We start from the raw sequence: 14808 nt of genomic DNA on the forward strand, positions 1-14808 counted from the left end.
GACGACCACAAGGACGGCGGTGGCCGTGGCCGTGGCGACGAGGGTGGCCGGGGTCACGAGGGTGGCCGTGGGCACGAGGGTGGCCGAGGGCACGAAGGCGGCCGCGACCACGAGGGTGGCGGTCACCACCGCCACCGCGCTCACGGTGGGGTGCACGCCGGTGGCGGCTTCCTCGCTCTCTCGTCCCTGACGGGCGGGAACGGTGACGACCACAAGGACGGCGGTGGCCGTGGCCGTGGCGACGAGGGTGGCCGGGGTCACGAGGGTGGCCGTGGGCACGAGGGTGGCCGAGGGCACGAGGGCGGCCGCGACCACGAGGGTGGCCGGGGTCACGAGGGCGGCCGTGGGCACGAGGGTGACCGCGACCGTGACCACGGCCGGGAGCACGCTCACGGTGGGGTGCACGCCGGTGGTGGTTTCCTCGCCCTCTCGTCCCTGACGGGCGGGAACGGTGACGACCACAAGGACGGCGGTGGCCGTGGCCGTGGCGACGAGGGTGGCCGTGGCGACGAGGGTGGCCGTGAGCACGAGGGTGGCCGGGGGCACGAGGGTGGCCGTGGGCACGAAGGTGGCCGTGGCGACGAGGGTGGCCGGGGTCACGAGGGCGGCCGTGGGCACGAGGGCGGCCGCGGGCACGAAGGTGGCCGTGGCGACGAGGGTGGCCGGGGTCACGAAGGTGGCCGTGGCGACGAGGGTGGCCGGGGCCACGAAGGCGGCCGCGGGCACGAGGGTGGCCGGGGTCACGAGGGTGACCGCGACCGTGGTCGGGACGACGACCGTGAGGGCGACCACCGTCACCCGCACGGTGGCGTCCACGCCGGTGGTGGCGGCCTGGCCAAGTCCGACTCGGGCCTGGTCGGTGGTACGGCTCTGCTCCTGGGCGGAGTCGGGGTCAGTGCATACGCACTGCGCCGCCGTGCAGCCTCTCGCAACATGATCTGACTCCATCGCCGCTGAGTTGTTCCGGTGCGGCTGTCGCGCAGTGCGATGGCCGCGCCGGCGCGCGGTTGATCCTCGTGATCGATCGATCGGATCACTCGTCGGTGGAACATCAGGAAAGGCAACGCAGCATGGAGTCTCACTCCACGTCGGATTCAGAGACCGATCAACGCCCGAAGGGTCGTACCCGCAGGCGCTGGCTCTCGGTCTTCGGTATCGGGATGGCGGTCTTCGGCATCCTGATGATTCTCAAGCCGCTGAACGGGCAGCCGGCCGCGCCGCTGCCTCCCAAGGCGGCTGCCGTCCCCAAGGCGGTCGGTGCGCGGCCCGTGCCGTCTCAGGTGGGCCCCGCCCAGTCGGGCCCGTCCCAGGCCGCGCCCTCCCCGGCCGAGCCGGCGCCGGCCGCGCCCTCCCCGGCCAAGCCCTCGCCGTCCAAGGTCCCGCTGGGCTTCTCGCCGCCGACACGCCTGCAGATTCCCGCCATCGGTGTGGACGCGCCCTTCACCCAGCTGGCCGCCGACGCCTCGGGTGAGATCGCTCCGCCGCCGGCCGACAACCAGAACCTGGTCGGCTGGTACAACGGCAGTGCCTCGCCGGGTGAGCCCGGGACCTCCGTGGTCGTCGGACACGTCGACACCCTCACCGGTCCTGCGGTGTTCATGGGCCTCAGCTCGCTCGGACAGGGCAGCGAGGTCGACGTCACCCGGGCGGACGGGGTCACCGCGACGTACGTCGTCGACACCATCCAGGCCTTCGCCAAGGACCAGTTCCCCGACGACGAGGTGTACGGGGAGTCCAAGGACGGTCAGCTCCGCCTGATCACCTGCGGCGGTGCGTACGACCGGACCGCCAAGGACTACACCGAGAACGTGGTGGTGTTCGCCCACCTGGAGTCCTGGGGGCACCAGGGCTGACCGCTCAGCCGAATTCCCCCCCCGCCCGCTGTTCCCGAGCGGTGCGTGATCCGGCCCAACTGGTGCTTTTCGCAAACCGGTTGGGCCTGATCCGTTTCATCGGGCGGGAGCCGGCGGGATATCGGTGGCGGCGGGGGAGGCCCGGCGCCGGGTGCGCACACGGATCACCGCCGGCCGGAACACCGCCTCGTGCGCGGTGCCGCCGAGGCCGTCGGTCAGCGAGGCGGCAGGCGGCGGCTCAGCTCGGACAGGAAGTCGTCGTAGACCGCGACGAGATCGTCGAGGTCGACCATCTGCGGGAAGTCGATGACCGGCTGCCGCTCCGCCAGGAACACTGCCGCCTCCCGCACCACGCGCTGCTCCTCGGCCTGCGGAAGCCGGAGTTCCTCCAGCACGGCCGGGCTGGCCTGGAAGCGCGACTCGATCACGTCTTCGCTGAGGTGTGCGCGCACGAGGTAGTCGTGATCGCCCAGTGGTTCGACGTCGAACTGCTCGGCCATGGAAATCCTGCCTGTTTCGAGCGAGATGGTTTCGGTGGTGCGGAAACGAAGGAGCAGGACCGCTTCCGCCGGGCCCATCATCACTCAACGGCGTGTCATTTCGCCAGCACCGAAGGTGCGTTCTGCGTCGGCCGTGTTTGATGCCGACAGCCCCCCGGGAAGCCGGTGCTACCGCCCGCCGCCCTGCCACGGGACGGTCCGGCTGAGCGGGGCGGTGATCTGCAGGGAGCTGTCGAAGGCGCCGACCAGGGCCTCGGCGGACCGGGGTGCGTACTGTCCGGCCCAGTCGGCGACGAGCAGCAGGAAGTCGGCCAAGTCGCGCTGGACGTCGGCCAGCAGGCGCCGGAGGTCGGCCCGGGTGAGCTCGACCGCCGGGCCGGGGTGCTCGCCGTCGGGGTGCAGGCGCAGGGTCTCGCCGGCCTGCTCGGCCCACGGTGTCGGGTCGTGGCCGAGCCACATCTCGCCGCCGTCGGCGACCTCCAGCCAGGCGCGCCAGTCCTCCAGGCCGCAGCAGCAGCCGGGGTTCAGCACCGTGCCGGCCTCGGTGTCCCGGACCCGGAGGCCGCCGGGGGCGAGGAACCCCTCCTCGTGCAGCAGTGGGCTCAGAAAGGTCGCGGCCGGGTCGGTCGACCGCGGATCGGTCCGGCTGTCGTTGTAGCCCGCGATGGTGGCGACGGCCGCACCGACCTGCTCCCCACTCAGCGTTCCGTTCAACGGCACCAGTCGGTGGGGCGGTTGGTCGGCCACCGGCCACAGGACGAAGTCGTCGAGCGCACCGCTCTCCAGGACGGGGTGTATGACGATCATCGGCCCAGTCTGGCGGACATCCGACCGGGGCGCCGCCGATATTCCCGGCGCCGGGCGGGCGGTCAGCCGAAGTCGAGGGCGTTGGGCAGGCCCCGGCGGTAGCGGACGGCGTCCTGCTGCTGGAGGAGTTCCAGCTCCGGCGGCCGGTAGAGGGTCCAGACGGTGCAGCGCGGCCGGTTCGAGCCGTCGGCGTCGAGCAGTGCGTTGACGGCGCGGCGGCCGGATTCGTTGGCACCCTCCATGGTGGCCAGGTCGATGTCGGTGGCGGTGTAGTCGCCGGCCAGGAAGAGGTTGGGGACGGCGGTGGCGGCCGGCGGCCGGTTGGCGTGGCTGCCCACGGTCTGGACCAGCAGCTGTTCGCGGTTGGCGGGGGCCGGCCCGCCGAGGCCGGTGACCGCGGGGTCGATGAACCAGGAGTGCACGTCGTCGTCGCGCAGCACCGCGCGCCCGGTGTCGTTCAACGAGCCCTTGAGCTGTGCCCAGACCTCGCGGACCACCTCCTCGCGGGTGCACTTCAGGGCGGACCTGCCGTAGAGGATGCCGGGGGTGTCCCACTGCGAGATGATCACCGACAGGCACTCGGCGACCGTCCCGTCGCCGTAGTCGGCGCGGAGGTCGCGGCCCGGCCAGAACTGGGCCTGGCTGATCGAGGTGAGCGCCCAGGGGGTGTCCACGTAGTCCACGTGGCCGTGCACGATCGGGGTGCGGGTGCGCAGGTAGAACTGCACGCCCACCATCCAGTCGGTCTGCAGCCGGTCGCAGCGGGCGAGCCCGGGGTCGGCCGCGCGCAGGGCGGGGCCCCAGGTGCGGCGGGCGTGCTCGACCGGCATGGCGCTGAGGTAGTGGTCGGCGGTGACGGTGCGGATCCGGCCGGAGTCGAGGTCGATCAGCCCGACTCCGCTGACCAGCCCGTCCGAGTAGGTCAACTCCTGGACCTCGCAGCCGAGTTCGAAGCGTACGCCGAGGCTGCTCAGCTGCGCCGTCCAGGGGTCGATCCAGGCTTCGCTGGTCGGTGCGTTGAGCACCCGGTCGGGTTCGCCGTCGTTGCCGAACCCGAGCACGTTGTAGAGGAAGGCCTGGAGGATCCGGGCGACCGTGCGGGTGCTGGCGACCTCGGCCCTGGTGGCGACCAGGTTGCGGGTGAGCCCGATGGCGAGCAGCCGCTGGTAGTCGTACGACATCCGGTCCGCCCGGACGAACTCCCACCAGGGGGTCTGCTCCCACTGGCCGAGCCTGCGCTCCTCGCAGCTGGTGAGGTGGACCAGCATCCGGTTGGCGAAGTAGGCGATCTCGGTGGCCGGCAGGTGCAGCGAGGTGTCCAGGAGGCCGGTCAGGGTCTGCAGCAGGGCGTCGGGCAGCAGCAGCTCCAGGCTCGGGACGGTGAGCAGGGTGCGGAACGGCAGCCGCAGGTCAGGGCGTCCGCCGTCGCGGGCGAACAGCACCTCGGTGGCGTCGACCAGGCTGCCGTGCGCGCCGGTCGCGCTGCCGGGCACCGGGATGCGCCGCAGCGTGTCGGGCAGGTTGCGGTAGAAGCCGGGGAAGAACCGGAACCCGTGCTCGCCGGGCAGCGGCCGGCGGCCCGCTCCGCCGGTACCGGGGACGTCCATGCTGCGGGCCTTGCCGCCGAGGATCGGATTGCGCTCGTAGACGGTCACCCGGTAGCCGCGCTCGGCCAGTTCGTGGGCCGCGGTCAGCCCGGACACCCCGCCGCCGAGCACCGCCACGGTGCGGCCCGCCGCTCTGCGCGGAGCGCGCGGGCCGGCGGCCCGCGCCGTGCCGAGCGGTGCCGCGGTCAGGCTCCCGCCGAGGGTGCCGGCCGCCGCCAGGAACCGGCGTCTGCCGCGGTCGGTGTCGCGTGCGGGTTCGCGCCCGGAGCCGGGCGCGGGCGCGGTGCGCGGGTCAGGGGTGGTCGGCGTTGGTTCTTGCACGTCCTGCCAACGACGGCGCCGCCGATCCGCAACGGCCGTGCCCCGTCCGGGTGCCCGTCCTGCGGTCGGTCAGACCTTCTTCTCGAACGGGCTGGGGTTCGGGAAGTACGAGTCCAGGAAGGGCTGCAGCAGCTCCAGCTGGGCCGGCAGGTCCTTGCGGTCCGACACCGTGTCGTTGATGCAGAAGACGTCCAGGTTCCGGGTGGCCAGGATCCGGGCGAGGCGCCGCGAGGTGCTGTCGTGCATCAGGTCCAGGTAGGCGTAGGCGATCTCGGACGGGACCGCGCGGCCGCTGTGGTAGCCGTAGTGGTGGTGCAGCGAGGAGGCCACCGAGAGGTCGGCCGGGCCGCGGAACCTGGTGGCCGCGGTCGTCCGGTGCCGCTCGGCGAAGCGGTCCTCTATCTCCAGCAGGACATCCCGGCGCAGTGCGTGCGGTACGTGCATCATCTTCTGCACCAGCGTGGTGCCGAAGTCCCGCTCGATCAGCTGCCGGTTGTTCTTGGCGGCGGCGGCGACCGGGGCGTCCTCGACCGAGGGGGTGCCGAACGGCACCATCGCCTGGGAGGGGAAGAACTTGGTCAGGCCGTTGGAGTGGAAGAACAGCTGCGGGGTGACCGGACGGCCGAGGAAGACGTCGTCGTTGAAGTAGAGGAACTGCTCCGACAGGCCGGGTATGTGGTGCAGCTGGCTCTCGATGGCGTGCGAGTTGAAGGTGGGCAGCGCCTCGGGGTCGGAGAAGATCTCCCGGTGGCTGACCACGGTGAGCCGCGGGTTCTCGGTGTCCAGCCAGGACGGTACCTGGTCGGCCGTGACCAGGTAGACGTGGCGGACCCAGGGCGCGTTCAGGTGCAGCGAGCGCAGCGAGTACTTCAGCTCGTCGCGGCTCATGAAGCGGGCGTCGTTGACGGCTTCGGGGTTGTACGTGGCGGTGGTCCCGTCGGCGGCGGCCCGGGTCGCCTGCCACTTCGGGTCGTTGCTGTCGACCCAGGTGTAGACCACGTCCACGGGGTAGCGGACGTCCTCGGGCAGCGCGGCGGTGAACGGCGCCCGGGTGGGCAGGTCGTCGCCGGTCCGGCTCCAGGCGGCCAGCCTGGTGAACACGGCGCCCGGTGCGGACACGGTCCGCTCGTCGGCGCCGACCCGTTCGGTGACCCGGTTGCGGCGCGGGGCGACCAGCTCGCCGTCCTCGGCCCGCCAGAACTCCACGTCGCAGCCGTACTCGTGGCCGAGGACGTAGTGGCCGTCCTGGTCGGCCTGGAACCAGGTCAGGCGGATGACGTCGGCCTGTTCCGCGGCCCGCCAGCTCTCCGGCTCGAACCCGGGGGCGGAGGTGGTGGGCGCCTGGTCGCCGGAGCGCGGCGGCGTCGAGAGGTAGCCGGGGACGGTGGCGCACAGGGCCTGCAGCGCCCGCAGGGCCGCGGCCCGGTCGGTCAGGGCGACGGCGAGCACCGAGGAGGAGTCCGCCAGGCCGCGGACGGCGAAGTAGGGGACACCCGCGTCGTCCAGCGCGTGGCGGACCAGCTCCAGGTTCTGCGTCCGGCAGCTCAGCGGGTCCAGGTCGGTCCGGACGCTCACGATCTTGCGGTCCTTGCCGACCTGGGCCAGGGCCACGGCGCCGGCCTCGAAGAACTGGGGGTGCCGCCGCGCGAGGCGTCCGCCGTCGTCCAGCCGCTGCTGCATCGACAGCGAACGGGAGATGGTGTGGATGACCCGGGTGCGGGTCTCGTGCGAGATGTGCTTGGCGATCGCCGCGCGGCTGCGCTCGGGCAGGATCCGGCGGTAGGCGTGGACCAGCTTGGAGTGCTCGGACTTCAGGACGCCGACCGCACCGCCGCGGGGAGCCGGGGCGCCGAGCGGGGCAACGTGGGTGGAGTTCGTCTTCTCCACGGCAGTCAAGCGATTCATCGCTCCCCCAACACTCTTGCTTCACCCTCGACCACGGTGCGCGCGGAGGACCGATTCTGCCGCCACCTGCCTCGGTGGCATCCGACAAGGCCGCGCGTGTGGGTACGGAGGGCGGCCTCGCTCGCCGCTCACACTGTCATTTGGTTTTGCCGTGTGTCAACCGGACGAATACCGCAGCGTAAGGGGGCCGCCACCTCGGGAGGATGTCCGGTTTGTTGATTTTTGTCCCCGGTAGGGTTGGCCGTTGGGCCTGGAGCCGGAGAAGTTCGGTGTTCCTCCGGTGACTTAGCATGGCTGCTCTCGCGCCCGCACGAGTGCCCGAATCGATAGCCCGGACCGTCCGGGGTGAGCCCTAGGAGGTCACGGTGGCCGAGCAAGTCCACGCCCTGCGCGTGGTCGGCCGTTCCGGTGTGCTGGCTTGGCGCAAGCTGCCCGTCAGCCAGCTGCCCGGCAGGATCCGTCGCAAGGCCGGACGTCACGTCGCCGCCGGACGGGACCACCTGATCCACTCCGTGGTCGCCCCGCGCGCCGAGGGCACCGCCGCAGTGGTGAGGTACGCCATGGTGCTCGGCGGCCACAACCTCAACCTGCACGCCTGGCTGCCGCCGGAGACCCCGGCCGACGCCACGGTCGAGCTGATGGTCGGCAACGGCACCCGGCACTTCTCCGTTCCCGCCCGGCTGTCCGCCGCCCCCGGCGGCCGGCCCAGCGTCACGGCGTCCGCGCTGCTCGGCAAGCAGGTCGGCGGCCTGCCGGTCACCGGCGGCCGCTGGTCGCTGGTACTGCGGGTCACCGCCCCCGGCGGCGTGACCGAGGAGCGCCGGCTGATCGGCGCCGGCGAGACGCCGACCCTCACCGGTCCGAGCGCGGCCCTCGCCGCCTGCCCCGTCAGCGGCATGTCGATGCAGACCGGGATCTCCCCGTCCGGCCGGCTCAAGCTGGTCGTCTCCGAACCGCCCGCCCGCGCCGAGGTGGTCCGGGTGGTCCGCCGGTTCGCCGGGCTGCAGCTGGACTTCCGCCCGCCCGGCCCGCGCGGCCGGCTGGAGGCGACCGACGGCAAGCAGGTGGTCAAGCTGTCGACCGAGCCCGTGCCCGGCAGCCCGGAGCTGCTGCGCAGCACGCTGCCGCTGGCCGACCTGCACGCCGTACACCAGGGCAGCAACTGGGGCTTCCGCTGGGTGGGGGAGAGCGGCCGCAAGTACTGGCTGCGCCGCCGTCCCGACGACCTCCGCTCGGTCCGGGTGATGCTGAACACCGGCGTCAAGCTGGTGATCACGGACCGGAAGGGCCGCCTACACTACGTGACCCAGCGTCACACCATCCGCGGTATCTACCGGTTGTCCTTCAGCCCGGTGCCCGGACCTGCCGCCCCGGGCCAGCAGTCGATATCCACCGCCACCACGGGATCGCTCACGTGAAAATCACCTTCCTCCTGACCAGCGCCGACACCATGGGCGGCACTGAACGGGCCATCCTGACCGCGGCCGAAGCCGTCTCCGAGCTGCACCAGGTCGAGGTGCTCAGCATCTTCAAGACCCGGTCCAGCGGCTTCTTCGAGACCGGCGGCAAGCTGAAGATCCGGAACCTGGTGGACAACACCGGCGCGGTCCCGCGCCCGGTCGAGGGCGCCGACCAGGACGACGCGGTCTACCGCCGGCTCGCCGCGCAGCCCAGCGAGCTGGTGGACCCGGCCTGGGAGCGGTCCTTCAACCGGCTCTCCGACCTGGAGGTCGAGCGGGCGCTGCGGGACACCGACTCGGACGTCCTGGTCGCCTCGACGCCCGCCCTGCTGGCCCTGATGGTCCGGGTGGCCCCGCCGTCCGCGATCACCGTCTGCCAGGACCACCGGGTCTCCGAGCTGCGCGGTGTCAGCGGCGATCCGCTGATGCGCTTCGCCCCGCACCTCGACGCCCTGATCGCGCTGAGCGAGCCCACCCGCGCCTGGTTCGCCGAGACCTTCGGCGAGTACGCGCCCCAGCTCACCGTGCTCGGCAACGCCCTGCCCGAGGCCTACCGCCCGGCCTCCTCGCTGGAGACCCGCACCATCACCCTGGCCGGTCGGATGGTGGCGGAGAAGCAGATCGACCACGCCATCCACGCCTTCGACCGGGTGGCCGCCCGGCACCCGCAGTGGCGGATGCGCGTGCTCGGTGACGGGCCGCTGCTGCGCAAGATGCGCGAGCTCGCCAGCACCATGGGCGCCGCCGACCAGATCCAGCTGGTCGGCTCCACCCAGCACATGCCGGAGGAGTGGGCCCAGGCCAGCATCTGCCTGCAGACCTCCCGGGTGGAGGCGCTGCCCCTGGTGCTCGCCGAGGCGCAGGCCGCCGGTGTGCCGGTGGTCGCGTACGACTGCCCCAACGGTCCGGGGGAGATCGTCACCTCGGACGTCAACGGCCTGCTGGTGCCGCCGGGCGACATCGACGGCCTGGCCGAGGCGCTGGACCGGATGATGTCCGAGGACGAGACCCGGCACGCCTTCGGCGCCGCCTCCATGCTGGCAGCCGAGCGCTGGTCGGCGCCCAAGGTCGCGGCGCAGTGGAGCGAGCTGTTCAAGGGTCTGATGGCCGACCGTGACAGCGGCCGGCTGGCTGCCGCCCGCCGTCGCCGCCGGACCCTGGCCGAGTCCGCCCGGGGCCAGCTGGGCACCGTGGCCGCCGAGTCCTCCCGCTCGGTCGGCTCGATCGACAAGGTCGGGCAGAAGGCGCACGAGGTCCGGATCGAGGCGCAGAGCGGCGGCACGGTCGTCCGGGCCAGCGGCCACATCTGCCAGGTCGCGGACGACCTCTCCCCGTTCGACGTGATGAAGGCCAACCTGGACCTGGCCGTCGACCTGCTGGACGAGCTCGGCATCCCGTACCTGATGACCAGGACCAGCGCGCTCCGGCACAGCCTGGCGGTGGCGGTCGAGTACCGCGAGAAGCTGCTGCGCGCCGTCACCGAGCGCTACAAGGACAGCCCCGTGTACGCGGGTCTGCTCGACGCCAGGGGCGGCACCAAGGCCAACGTCCTGGCGGCGATCCTCGACCAGTACCTGCCGGCCTCCGGCTCGGTGGCCGCGGTCCGGCTGTTCCGCCCGGTGACCACCACCGGCGGCACCATGCGCCTGACCGGCGTCTACGGCTGCACGGTGGCCTTCACCACGCCGAACAAGGACGACGAGAAGCTGCTGGACGTCCCCGGCGGCACGGTCTACGGCGCCACCCTGCCGGTGTCCGCGCTCACCGGCAAGGCCACCCTCACGGTCGGCGACCGCAGCTACCCGACCATCGAGGCCTTCACCAAGACCCTGCCCACCGACGTCGACTTCCCGGTCGACGTGGTCTACACCTGGGTGGACGGTGGCGACCCGGCCTGGCGCGAGCGCAAGAACAAGGCCCTGGTCGCGCTCGGCATGGCGCCCTCGGACACCGACGGCTCCTCGGACGAGGCCCGGTTCCGCAACCGCGAGGAACTCCGGTACTCGCTGCGCTCGCTGGACATGTACGCCCCCTGGGTCCGCACCATCCACCTGGTCACCGACGACCAGGTGCCGTACTGGCTGGACACCGACCACCCCCGGGTCAAGGTGGTCAGCCACCGCGAGATCTTCGGTGACACCGGCAAGCTGCCGAGCTTCAACTCGCACGCCATCGAGAGCCGGCTGCACCGGATCGAGGGCCTGGCGGAGCACTTCCTCTACTTCAACGACGACGTGTTCCTCGGCCGCGCGCTCAGTGCCGACAGCTTCTTCCTGGGCACCGGACAGGCCAAGTGCTTCCAGTCGCCGACCACGGTCGACCCGAACCCGGTCCAGGACGGCGAGGAGTTCGCCTTCATCGCCGCCAAGAACAACCGTGCCCTGCTGGAGCGGGAGTTCGGCCGGACCCTGACCAACACCTTCCTGCACACGCCGCACGCGCTGCGCAGGAGCGTCCTCGCCGACCTCGAGGAGCGGTTCCCGGCCGAGGTCGCCCGCACCGCCGAGGCCCAGCTGCGCAGCGAGACCGACCTGGCGATCACCTCCTCGCTGCACCACTACTACGGCATGTTCACCGGCCGCAGTGTGGCCGCCCCCATCTCCAGCGGCTTCATCAACGTCGGCCTGCGGGTCCAGCACCCCAAGCTGGCAAGGCTGCTGAGCACCCGCGGGAACGACGTCTTCTGCATCAACGACTACCACAACGCGGACGTCTCGGCCGAGGAACAGGCGGACATCCTCGGCGTCTTCCTGCCGAGCTACTTCCCGGTGCCGAGCCAGTACGAAAAGGGCACCGTCCGCAACAAGCGGCTGGCCGGTGCCCGGTGACCGCTGTGGACCACGCCCCGCCGACGGGCACCCCGAGGCCGGTCAAGCGGTCGATCGGCCGTCTCGGCCGCAGCGGCCGCAAGCCCAGGAGCACGGCCCCCGGCCGACTCGGCGCGCTCGACGGGCTGCGCCTCGGGGCCGCGCTGATGGTGGTCGCCTACCACTACATGGCCTTCGGCCAGGGGTGGTCGAAGCCGGTCACCAAGACCTTCCCGCACGCCTACCTGCCCGCTTCGTACGGCTGGCTCGGCGTCTACCTGTTCTTCCTGATCAGCGGCTTCGTCATCTGCCTCAGTGCGTGGGGCAAGCCGCTCGGCAGCTTCTTCGTCTCCCGGGTCATCCGGCTCTACCCCGCCTACTGGGTCGGTGTGCTGGCGACGTCGCTGGTGCTGTTCCTGATACCCGGGCCCTACCACGCGCTGTCGCTGAGCGACATCGCGGCGAACCTGACGATGTTCCAGGAACCGCTGGGCATCGACAGCGTGGACGGCGTCTACTGGACGCTCTGGGTGGAGCTGCGCTTCTACCTGCTGTTCGCGCTGGTGATCTGGCGCGGGCTCACGTACCGCCGCGCCGTGCTCTTCTGCTGCCTGTGGGCCACGGCGTCGATCGTCGCGGTGCCCCTGAACAGCGACTACCTGAACGGGCTGATCCTGCCCGACCAGAGCTGGTACTTCATCGCCGGCATCTGCTTCTTCCTGATGCGGAAGTACCGGCCGACGATCTTCCTCTGGATGATGGTGGGCTTCTGCTTCCTCGCCTCCCAGCACTACCTGCTGCTCGCTCACGCGCAGGCCGAGAAGCACATGGGCCGGCACATCCCCACCTGGCCGACCGTCGTGCTGCTCGCCGTGTTCTTCCTCGCGGTCGCCGCGGTCGCGCTGGGCTGGCTCAACCGGATCCAGTGGCGCTGGCTCACCACGGCCGGCGCACTCACCTACCCCGTGTACCTGCTGCACGAGTACATCGGGTGGAACATCATCCGCAGGTTCCAGAACCGTGTGCCGCACGGGCTCCTGCTGGTCGGACTGGTGACGGCGATGCTCGTCGGCGCCTGGCTGGTCCACCGGCTCGTCGAGCGACCGCTGTCGCGCTTCCTCCGTGACGTCCTGACCAAGGCGATCGGGGAGATCCGAGAACTGTCGGCCCCCGCGCCGACGTCGACCCCGGTAGCCGGCCACCGACCCGTATCTCCCCAGAAGGAACCGCAGCCGTGAAACTCTTCCGCCGTGGATCAAAGCGAGCCGACGAGCAGGCGCAGACGGCACCGGCCGACGTCGTCCCGACCGGACCGGCGCCCGCGCTCCACATGCAGATCGTCGCGCACACCGACGACGACCTGTACTTCATGGTGCCGGACCTGCTGCACACCGTCCGGGCCGGCATTCCCGTGGTCTGCGTGTACCTGACCGCCGGTGAGGCCGACGGCCGGAACGTCGCTACCTCCGACCCCAAGCGCGGGGACGCGCCGGTCGACTTCGAGGGGTACACCACGGGCCGGCAGGCCGGTCTGCGGGCCGCCTACTCGGCGATGGTCACCGGTCACCGGGACGCCGTCTGGGAGCGCGGGACCCGCACGATCAGGGACGGTGTCGTCGCCGAGGTCAACACACTGACCGACGGGCCGGCGCCGATCACCCTGATCTACCTCAACCTCCGCATGGTGCAGGAGGACCAGCCGCCGGCCCGACTGCGCACCCTGTGGACCGGCGAGGTGGAGTCCGAGCCGACGCTGCGCCCGACCGACAGCCCGATCCCCGGGGCGAGCGGGACGTACCGGATGACCCGTGAGGGTCTGATCGGCAGCCTGGTCGACCTGCTCACCGAGTACCGCCCCACCGTGGTCCGCACCCTGGACCCGGACCCGGACCACCTCAAGTACGACAACGGCCGCGCCCACTACTGCGACCACGAGGACCACACCGCCTCCGCGCAGTTCGCGTTCACCGCGCTGCGCCGGTACGACACGGCCGGGCACCACCAGCCGCTGGTCGTGGAGAGCTACCGCGGCTACTGGAACAAGCTGTGGCCGTTCAACCTCAGCGGTGCCGCGTTCGCCGAGAAGATGAAGTACCTCAACATCTACGGCGGCGTCGACGGCCACGACTGCGAGAACCCCGCGCTCTGCGGTGACCGCCAGCTCGGCGACCGCTCCTACAACCGCGGCTACGGTCAGAGCACCACCTACCGCTACCACGGCACCACCAACTGGCTCCAGCGGCAGGCCGACGGCCGACTGGTCGCCTTCGGCGTTCTCAACGGCCGGCCGGTCCAGTGGACCGAGACCGAGGCCGGATCCGGCACCTGGTCCGAGCCGGCCGCGCTCGGCACCTGGTCGGACGGGCAGGGCGACGACGAGTCGATCCTGCTGCCGCAGCTGGACGTGGTCGAGGACCGCAAGGGCCGGTTCCACGTCCTCGGCCTGAAGGCCACGCTGTCGGCGGGGATCTACGGCCACAGCCGCGACGTGGTTCGCGCCTGGCAGTCCGTTCCCTCGGGGACGTTCGGGACCTGGGAGAACCTCGGCAACCCGTACAACCCGGAGGGCAACAACCCGGTCAAGCGGCGCGAGATCGGCATGCCGGTCGGAGCGGTGGACGCCGAGGGCCGGCTGTACTTCGTCACCCGCAACTTCGGCTTCGGGCTGAGCGCGCGGCGCTGCGGGACGGACGGCGACTGGAGCGGCTGGCTGGACTACAGCGGCCGGTCCCAGGACGGCTACAGCACCGTGACCACGGCGCGCGGCACGATCGAGATCTACGGCGGCTCGGTCGGCGACGGTGTCCAGCCCGGCGTGATCCGCTGGCGGCAGCGTGCCGCCGGCGGGGCGGCCACGCCCGAGTACGACACCTACCTGCCCGCGCCCGCGGGCACTCCCTCGGTACTCGAACAGCCCGACGGCCGACTGCTGCTGCTGGTCCGCCAGCCGCAGACCGCCTGGGTGCTCGGCTACCGGCAGACCGAGCCCGGCGGCCGCTGGGACACCACGCCGTTCCTGCTCGGCGGCGACGGCGGCTTCGGCCCGCTGGCCGTCCGGCTGCTGCCGGACCTGGACAAGCTGCTCGTCGCCCAGCGGAACGACGCCGGCACGGTCAGCGTGACCCTCCAGCCGGCCCAGGGCGAGCCGCTGCACAACGAGTGGATCGACCTGGGGGACGGCCCCTTCATCCACAGCCCGTCGATCGCGGTCGATGCCGACGGCACTCCGACCGTCGCGGTGATCGGCACCGACGGACGGCTGCGCACCAACCGGCTCCAGCTCGTCGAGGGCGAGCTCAAGCCGGAGGGCTGGCAGACGGTCTGATCCTCTGAGCCAGTGGAGCCCGCCGGCCCGCGCCGACCGGCCGGGAGCCGGTGGCGCTCCGCAGGCCGAAGCAGCCACCCGTGCCCAGACGCGGGTGGCTGCTTCACTTCCTGTGTTTCGGGTCAGCTGAGGTCGGCGCGGTACCAGTTCCAGCTGCCGTTGACGGTGTCGTCGTTGTCCCACACGTCGACGGGGTTGCCGAAGTGGCCCGCGCCGTTGTCGG

Annotated in this window: 10 protein-coding genes; 5 read left to right on the forward strand and 5 right to left on the reverse strand. The window is 71.6% G+C overall.

Going from position 1 to position 14808, the window contains the following annotated elements:
• A partial coding sequence (locus ACFC1R_RS09610; RefSeq protein WP_375935387.1) for a hypothetical protein occupies positions 1 to 816 on the reverse strand: 816 nt, incomplete at its 3' end.
• 254 nt (positions 817 to 1070) lie between these two features.
• Here ACFC1R_RS09610 and ACFC1R_RS09615 point away from each other — a divergent pair.
• Entirely contained in the window at positions 1071 to 1853 is a 783-nt protein-coding gene (locus tag ACFC1R_RS09615) for a class F sortase (protein ID WP_375935390.1), read from the forward strand.
• 215 nt (positions 1854 to 2068) lie between these two features.
• Here the strand turns inward: ACFC1R_RS09615 and ACFC1R_RS09620 are convergent, their stop codons facing one another.
• The 4 genes from ACFC1R_RS09620 to ACFC1R_RS09635 form a co-directional block, all read right to left on the reverse strand.
• The gene (locus ACFC1R_RS09620) at positions 2069 to 2437 is read right to left on the reverse strand and encodes a hypothetical protein (protein ID WP_375935393.1); all 369 of its coding nucleotides are present in this window, start codon (positions 2435 to 2437) and stop codon (positions 2069 to 2071) included.
• An 84-nt stretch (positions 2438 to 2521) separates the two neighbouring features.
• Positions 2522 to 3160, reverse strand: coding sequence for a hypothetical protein (locus ACFC1R_RS09625; RefSeq protein WP_375935396.1), 639 nt, complete (start codon positions 3158 to 3160; stop codon positions 2522 to 2524).
• A 62-nt stretch (positions 3161 to 3222) separates the two neighbouring features.
• A complete protein-coding gene (locus ACFC1R_RS09630; RefSeq protein WP_375935717.1) occupies positions 3223 to 4986 on the reverse strand; it encodes an FAD-dependent oxidoreductase in 1764 nt (587 codons plus the stop codon).
• A gap of 171 nt (positions 4987 to 5157) precedes the next feature.
• Positions 5158 to 6993: a stealth family protein gene (locus ACFC1R_RS09635; protein WP_375935399.1), complete on the reverse strand. Its 1836-nt coding sequence runs from the start codon at positions 6991 to 6993 to the stop codon at positions 5158 to 5160.
• Between the two features lie 365 nt (positions 6994 to 7358).
• Here ACFC1R_RS09635 and ACFC1R_RS09640 point away from each other — a divergent pair, with 365 nt between their 5' ends.
• From ACFC1R_RS09640 to ACFC1R_RS09655, 4 genes are read left to right on the forward strand one after another with little or no spacing between them, the layout of a single operon-like run.
• Positions 7359 to 8411 carry a hypothetical protein gene (locus tag ACFC1R_RS09640; RefSeq protein ID WP_375935402.1) on the forward strand — a complete coding sequence of 351 codons (1053 nt, stop codon included), beginning with the start codon at positions 7359 to 7361 and terminating at the stop codon, positions 8409 to 8411.
• Positions 8408 to 11281, forward strand: a complete 2874-nt coding sequence (locus tag ACFC1R_RS09645; protein WP_375935404.1) for a stealth conserved region 3 domain-containing protein — start codon at positions 8408 to 8410, stop codon at positions 11279 to 11281. The genes ACFC1R_RS09640 and ACFC1R_RS09645 overlap by 4 nt, the downstream gene beginning before the upstream one ends.
• A complete protein-coding gene (locus tag ACFC1R_RS09650; protein ID WP_375935407.1) occupies positions 11278 to 12498 on the forward strand; it encodes an acyltransferase family protein in 1221 nt (406 codons plus the stop codon). Before ACFC1R_RS09645 ends, ACFC1R_RS09650 begins: the two co-directional genes overlap by 4 nt.
• Entirely contained in the window at positions 12495 to 14585 is a 2091-nt protein-coding gene (locus ACFC1R_RS09655; RefSeq protein WP_375935410.1) for a PIG-L family deacetylase, read from the forward strand. Before ACFC1R_RS09650 ends, ACFC1R_RS09655 begins: the two co-directional genes overlap by 4 nt.
• Positions 14586 to 14808 lie beyond the last annotated feature (223 nt).

The organism is Kitasatospora sp. NPDC056138 (genome assembly GCF_042264695.1).
Lineage (GTDB): Bacteria > Actinomycetota > Actinomycetes > Streptomycetales > Streptomycetaceae > Kitasatospora.

What these genes read in the sequence shown, in the direction of transcription:
- ACFC1R_RS09615 (WP_375935390.1), top strand. Translation starts at nt 1,071, where the DNA reads ATGGAGTCTCACTCCACGTCGGATTCAGAGACCGATCAACGCCCGAAG.
- ACFC1R_RS09625 (WP_375935396.1), bottom strand. Translation starts at nt 3,160, where the DNA reads ATGATCGTCATACACCCCGTCCTGGAGAGCGGTGCGCTCGACGACTTC.
- ACFC1R_RS09635 (WP_375935399.1), bottom strand. Translation starts at nt 6,993, where the DNA reads ATGAATCGCTTGACTGCCGTGGAGAAGACGAACTCCACCCACGTTGCC.